Annotated in this window: 5 protein-coding genes; 2 read left to right on the top strand and 3 right to left on the bottom strand. The window is 37.6% G+C overall.

All coding sequences use genetic code 11. The features are described from left to right. Positions 1 to 114: 114 nt before the first annotated feature. The 3 genes from RIB54_RS22385 to RIB54_RS22375 all read right to left on the bottom strand — a co-directional run bounded on the left by RIB54_RS22385 (position 115) and on the right by RIB54_RS22375 (position 3,817). Positions 115 to 1,143 carry a nucleotidyltransferase domain-containing protein gene (locus tag RIB54_RS22385; protein ID WP_350103132.1) on the bottom strand — a complete coding sequence of 343 codons (1,029 nt, stop codon included), beginning with the start codon at positions 1,141 to 1,143 and terminating at the stop codon, positions 115 to 117. A 1-nt stretch (position 1,144) separates the two neighbouring features. Beyond that, positions 1,145 to 1,894: a nucleotidyltransferase domain-containing protein gene (locus tag RIB54_RS22380; RefSeq protein ID WP_350103131.1), complete on the bottom strand. Its 750-nt coding sequence runs from the start codon at positions 1,892 to 1,894 to the stop codon at positions 1,145 to 1,147. A gap of 132 nt (positions 1,895 to 2,026) precedes the next feature. Beyond that, positions 2,027 to 3,817 carry an ABC transporter ATP-binding protein gene (locus tag RIB54_RS22375; protein ID WP_350103129.1) on the bottom strand — a complete coding sequence of 597 codons (1,791 nt, stop codon included), beginning with the start codon at positions 3,815 to 3,817 and terminating at the stop codon, positions 2,027 to 2,029. Between the two features lie 199 nt (positions 3,818 to 4,016). Between RIB54_RS22375 and RIB54_RS22370 the strand changes: the two genes are divergently transcribed. Beyond that, positions 4,017 to 5,120, top strand: coding sequence for a Glu/Leu/Phe/Val dehydrogenase dimerization domain-containing protein (locus RIB54_RS22370; RefSeq protein ID WP_350103128.1), 1,104 nt, complete (start codon positions 4,017 to 4,019; stop codon positions 5,118 to 5,120). A 136-nt stretch (positions 5,121 to 5,256) separates the two neighbouring features. Beyond that, entirely contained in the window at positions 5,257 to 6,345 is a 1,089-nt protein-coding gene (gene nusB / locus RIB54_RS22365) for a transcription antitermination factor NusB (protein ID WP_350103127.1), read from the top strand. Positions 6,346 to 6,348 lie beyond the last annotated feature (3 nt).

Raw genomic sequence — 6,348 nt, 5'->3', positions numbered from 1 at the left:
ACCATCCTTACCGAATAGGGATTTGCCTGACTTGAACTGAGCAAGTGCTTTGCTCTGTAATTGGTCAATCTCTTCTTGTGTCATTGTCTATCTAAGTTAATTGTTAAAATCTTCTTAGACAGAGTTTAATTTACAGTCTCTGCCAATGTCGGGAAACTCAGGTAGACTTGAATTTTCATATTCTTCTTCAATTTTTTTAATCTTATTCTCAGCAATTTCAAGCAGCTCTTCATATTGAAAATCACCACTTTTAATCTTAAGTAAATATTCTCTATCTTCTCTCCGAACATTTATCTTCCCATCTCTTCCAATTTCTTCGCACATGTTCAATAAACGAAATGTGTGCATCATATTTTTTGCATCATAATTCTTTCCATGCTGCACTGTATTTTCGTATCTAGCATCATTTCGTTTATCAACCCATTCCCAATATTCTTTATACTCTTTGCAATACTTTGAATAGCCTGATTTATTAAAAGACATAATAGCAATTGGATCTAATCCTTTAGGTATTGAACTCAATACAACATCGTTTGAAGTATCTTTTCTGTAAATACCTTTGAAACTGTTTTCTCCATAATACACTCCATACATTTCATGCATATGAGGTATTCTAGATAATCCGCAATTTTCCTGATTAAGGTTATTACTATTCAAGAATTCAGCTATTGGAATGGAACCTTGACCATCGGCTACATAGCAGAAGTCTAAAACGCTCCTTCTTTCCTTTTCAATAGGGTTAAGTATCTTTTTATTTAATCCTTTGGCTTTTCTAACTTGAGTCATGGCATATCCTCCAAAACTGTCTTTGCACTGTTTGGACAAGAAATTATGCGACCTTATTTCTTCAAAAACAGGGTGAATTTTAAGAACTGAATCTTCTGGTGTATAGAGTAGCTCAAGAATATTAGGGTTACTTTTTGATAATAATTCAATGAATCTCTTTAGTTCGTAATAAACAATATCATTAGTTTCATTACTAACCTGATCTATATAATTTAGCCCATAGTAATCTTCCTTAGGAAGGATAAAAACACCTTTAATATCTTCGTCTGATTCAGATGTTGCAAGACCATATGCATGACTGCCACTCATGCATTCAAAAACTATAATGTCTTTTCTTTTTAGGTCTTCTATTGTCATATCAATTCTTGATTACTTTGCGGTAAAATTCATCAAGTTGCTCAAAATTACCTTTTGATGCGGGTAAGTCAGTTGCTACGTTTTCATTTAGCTCAATCTCATGGTTTAAGAAGTCAGTAATTAAAGGCTCTAGTGGGTGTAAATAAGACTCGCTTTGCCCAGATTTGATTTCAATTAACTCAGTGATTTTATCTTTTACTTTTCCATCTACTATTGAGAACATTTTTGGCATTTCAATATGTGGCATTGAACCGTTTTCTCTTATCCATGCTCCTGATATAGTAGTTCTTAAAGCATAAAAGTATTTCTTAAGCTTGACTTCTTCTCCAGAACATGTTTCTAAGTACTTCTTAGACATACTTAGATAATGATGCATTGCAGCAATTGGAGAGAAATATTGCTGACTTAATTCTGATATTTCAGAAAGAAAATTACCTTCACTTTTATACACGATTGGGGATTGTAACCATTCAAGTAATGGAGGGTTTGATTTCCACATTAAGCTTAGAACTTTCTTAATTTCCCACCCTCCTATGTCTAGCTCATCATTAATTGGTAGATCAATGGTATCCTTTTGCTCTTTAAGAGATAAGTGCCAATCTAAATCTTGCGCATAAATGAAACGGACATCATAGTCACTATTTGGAGACGGAAAACCCCATGCTCTAGAGCCAGATTCACAGGCGTAAAGTATTTTGACTTTATAGTCTTTCTCTATTTCTAAAAGCTTACTCTTGATCAATTCATCCATAATTATCAAGAATACAACGAATGTTTGATATTTACCAAGCCCAATTCAAACAGGTTCATCTTATTGCTCTAATTCGTAAGAATTAACCTCAAATAAATTTAAAATTGACTACAAGCGATAATTCCTCGCAAATCACCCCTCCAGCGTCTCTTCAGCAGTCATCTGCTTTTCGTAAAGGTCTTTATAAACCCCGTCATGGGCCATCAGGCTGTCATGCGTTCCCTTTTCTACAATCTTGCCATCATCCAGCACAATAATTTTATCGGCCAGCTTGGCGGATGACACCCTATGCGAAATGATAATGGTAGATCGCCCTTTCATGATCTTTTTCATGCTGTTGAGAATGGTATTCTCCGTCTTCATATCCACCGCAGAAAGCGAATCATCCAGCATCAATATTTTAGGATCTCTGGAAATCGCCCTGGCTATAGAAACACGCTGCTTTTGTCCACCCGATAAGGTAATACCTCGCTCCCCTACCTTAGTATTGAACCCCTCAGGGAAATCCATGATGTTCGTATATACATCAGCATCCTTGGCCGCCTGCAGTACCTTTTCTTCATCAAACTCCTGACTGCCAAAAGCTATATTATTGAAAATAGTATCACTGAAAAGGAATACATCTTGTGGCACATAACCAATCTGGCTGCGCAGATTCACTACCTCATAAGCCTTAATGTCTTCATCATCTATTTTGATGCTACCAGAGGTGGTATCGTACATTCTGGAGATCAGGTTGGCAATCGTACTTTTCCCTGATCCTGTGGTACCAATAACCGCCAATGATTCGCCTGGATTCACTTCAAAAGAAATGTCATCCAAAGCTCTTATGCCCGAGTCAGGGTAAACAAACCCCACCTTGTCAAACACAATTTTGCCATCCAGCACATTAATCTTATTGTGTGTTGAGACTATTTCATTTTCTGTTTTCAAAAACTCATTCAGTCGTTTCTGCGATGCGGCCGCACGTTGTATAATACTACTAATCCAGCCCAAAGATGTCACCGGCCATGTTAATAAGTTCACATAAATGATAAACTCAGCGATGTTACCAAAAGTCAAAGTCCCTTCAATCACCTGTGCACTACCGGCATAAACAGTAAGCACAGTACTTAGCCCAATCAAAGCCAATATCAAAGGAAAAAACAATGCCTGCACCATGGTCAGCCGCAGTGACTTATTTTTGTAGTTATTGCTCTCAGCAGAAAACTTATTGATGGAGTCCTTCTCCCTTATAAAAGACTTCAGTACCCTGATCCCAGAAAATGCCTCCTGCACAAAAGTAGAGAGTCCTGACTGGCTGATCTGAATGTCTTCTGAGCGCTTGTTGATAATATTATTCACATAATAAATGCTCACAGAAAGAATTGGCAGAGGAATCAATGCATACAATGTAAGTGTCACATTGATAGATAGCATATAGGGAATCAGCATCGCAAAAAGCGTAATCAGATTAAGGCCATACATGATAGAAGGCCCCAGGTACATGCGCACTTTGCTCACATCCTCGGAGATTCTGTTCATCAAATCTCCCGTATTATTTCTTCTGTAAAAGCTTAGTGGCAAAGACTGATAATGGGCATAAACTTCGTTTTTCAGATCGTATTCTATGAGCCTGGACATGACAATAATGGTCTGTCGCACCATAAAGAGGAACACCCCTCTTAGCAGGGCCATCAGCAAAATAATCAAGGCATAGATCAGAATACTGGCAGCAAATACCTCATACATATTGTCTTGCAAATCAACCCCCTGGAAAGATTTATATATTAGGATATTATCGCCTACCAGGTTCAGCGCATAGCGCACCATCTGAGCAGGAATAATCTGAAATATATTTGAGATAATGATGAAAAGTAGCCCCAGTGCCAGGTGATACTTATATTTCCAAAGATACTTATTGAGATAGCTTAATTCTTTCATTCAGGATTTTGTCTCGTATTGCAACGTTTGGCATCAGTGTTAAGTTTTAAACAATCTTAGCGATCTGCCCTATTTCTTTATGCAATCGTTTTCGTTCGTTGAATTAGTTACAAAAAAGGCTTAGTTTTGCGCCACATTTTCCTTGAGGCATTCTCTTTTGAACGGCTCAAAAGTACGATAAAGTAATTATTAGCACATTATGATGGATATAAAAGAAATGGAAAAGGTAGAGGGGGGATTTCTGTTTTCAGAAGTCTCTAAATTAGGTCATGAGCAAGTCGTATTTTGTCATGATGAAGCTACCGGCCTTAAGGCAATTATTGGTATACATAATACCGTTTTAGGTCCTGCTTGTGGTGGTACCAGAATGTGGAATTATACCAACGAACAGGAGGCGCTTACAGATGTTTTGCGCCTTTCACGTGGCATGACATACAAGTCAGCTATTTCAGGGTTGAATTTTGGTGGGGGTAAAGCCGTGATTATCGGTGATGTCAATACCATGAAGACAGAAGCTTTCTTAAGAAGGTTCGGAAAGTTTGTTCAAAGCCTTGGTGGCAAGTACATTACTGCAGAGGATGTGAACATGAAAACCCGTGATATGGAAATCATAGGCATGGAGACCAAATATGTAACTGGACTTCCTGAAGTTCGTGGTGGTGGTGGTGATCCATCTCCTGTTACAGCCTATGGTACCTATTTAGGTATGAAAGCTACCGCCAAAAAAGTATTTGGTTCGGACAGCTTAGAAGGCAAGAAAATCGCCATACAAGGTGTTGGTCAGGTAGGTATGTATCTTGTAGACCATTTGGTAAAAGAAAATGCCAAGCTTTATATCACTGATATTTCTGAAGCCAAATTGAAGGCCATCTCTGAAAAATCTGGCGCTACTGTAGTAGGCATGGATGAAGTATATGACCTTGACGTTGACATCTACGCACCTTGTGCTCTTGGAGCTACATTGAATGACAATACAATCGGAAGATTGAAATGCCAGATGGTAGCAGGTGCAGCTAACAATCAGCTGGCTGATGAGAAAAAACATGGCTACATGCTATTGGACAAAGGCATTACTTATGCGCCTGACTTCCTGATTAATGCTGGTGGTATCATCAATGTATATGAAGAGTATTTAGGCAACTATAATAGGGAAAGTGCTTATATGCAGGCAGAAAATATTTATGGCACTTGTTTAGACATCTTAAATAAGGCTGAAGTTGAGAAAATTTCTTCTCAGGAAGCCGCTATTAAATTAGCAGAGCAAAGAATAGAAGAGATAGGCAAAGTTAAATTGTCTAGATAATCTAAAATAACCTACTTTTGCAGATGAATATGGTGGTGGCATAAAGCCACCACATGTTTATTTAAATAAAATACGTTCTTTTTAATAACCGTAAATGCTTAACCGCAGAACATTACGAATCAAAGCAATGCAAACAATGTTTGCATTTCGTCAAAGCAGGGATGCCAATTATGCCTTGGCAGTACAGCAGATTGCTGACATTTTTTCTCCCGATCTTAATTCAATGGAAGTGCAAGACAAAGAACAGCTAAAAGCTGACCGTAAGCTTTGCACTGATCTTTTCAAGGCCAATTTTGAGGATACGGGATATCATGCTTCTACCGATAAGGTGGAAGAAGTGGCCACAAAAATGATTCAGGAATACCATCAAAAAAATGGTAAAGACCTGATCCATTTTAAAAAGACAATGCTTATAGAGGCTGAAAAAATTGTTGATCGGTATCTATTGATCTTATTGCTCCTCGTAGAATTTTCGGAATTCGCTGAAAAAGATGCTAAACAAGATCACTCCAGGTTTGTTAAAAATTTGTTAATCCAGTCGATAAAATTTAACAAGTCGCTTGAAACCGCTAGCTTAAGACGAAATTTAAATTGGACAAATGAGTCCGATACTGTTCGTCAGTGGTTCAAAGACATAATAAAGGCTGATGATGAGTATATAAAGTATTTGAAATCACAAGACCAAAGCTTTGCAAGCGATAAGGCCATTATTGATCACATCGTAAAGAACTTAATATTCAAAAACGATGTAATTGATAAGTATCTGGAAGATGCCGATTTAAACTGGGATGAAGACAGAGCCATTATCAAAAGCCTTGTGACCAAGACTTTAAAGTCTATTCCTGATGGGAGCGGAGAATTTGAACTTCAAGAGCTTTCTTATAATTGGGAAGATGACAAAACGTTCTTTCAGGAGCTGTTTGAAGAGACCATAAAGGTTGAAGAAAAATACGAGCCGTTAATTGCGAAAAAAGCAGTGAACTGGGACGTAGATAGAATTGCTGTCACCGACAAGATTATACTTGAAATGGCGATTTCGGAAATGATCAATTTTCCGAGCATCCCTGTAAAAGTGACAATAAATGAATATATTGAGGTCGCAAAACGTTATAGTACTCCGAAGAGTAAAGTCTTTATCAATGGTATATTAGATGTCATTGCTGATGAGCTTGAAGCTTCAGGTGTTATTAGAAAAAGCGGACGCGGATTAATAGACAATAAATAGAAA

Origin of the sequence: Fulvivirga sp., assembly GCF_040218215.1 — a bacterium.
Classification (GTDB): Bacteria; Bacteroidota; Bacteroidia; order Cytophagales; family Cyclobacteriaceae; genus Fulvivirga.
The sequence above is the reverse complement of the archived record's forward strand: the minus strand, read 5'-3'. Positions and strand labels throughout refer to the sequence as shown.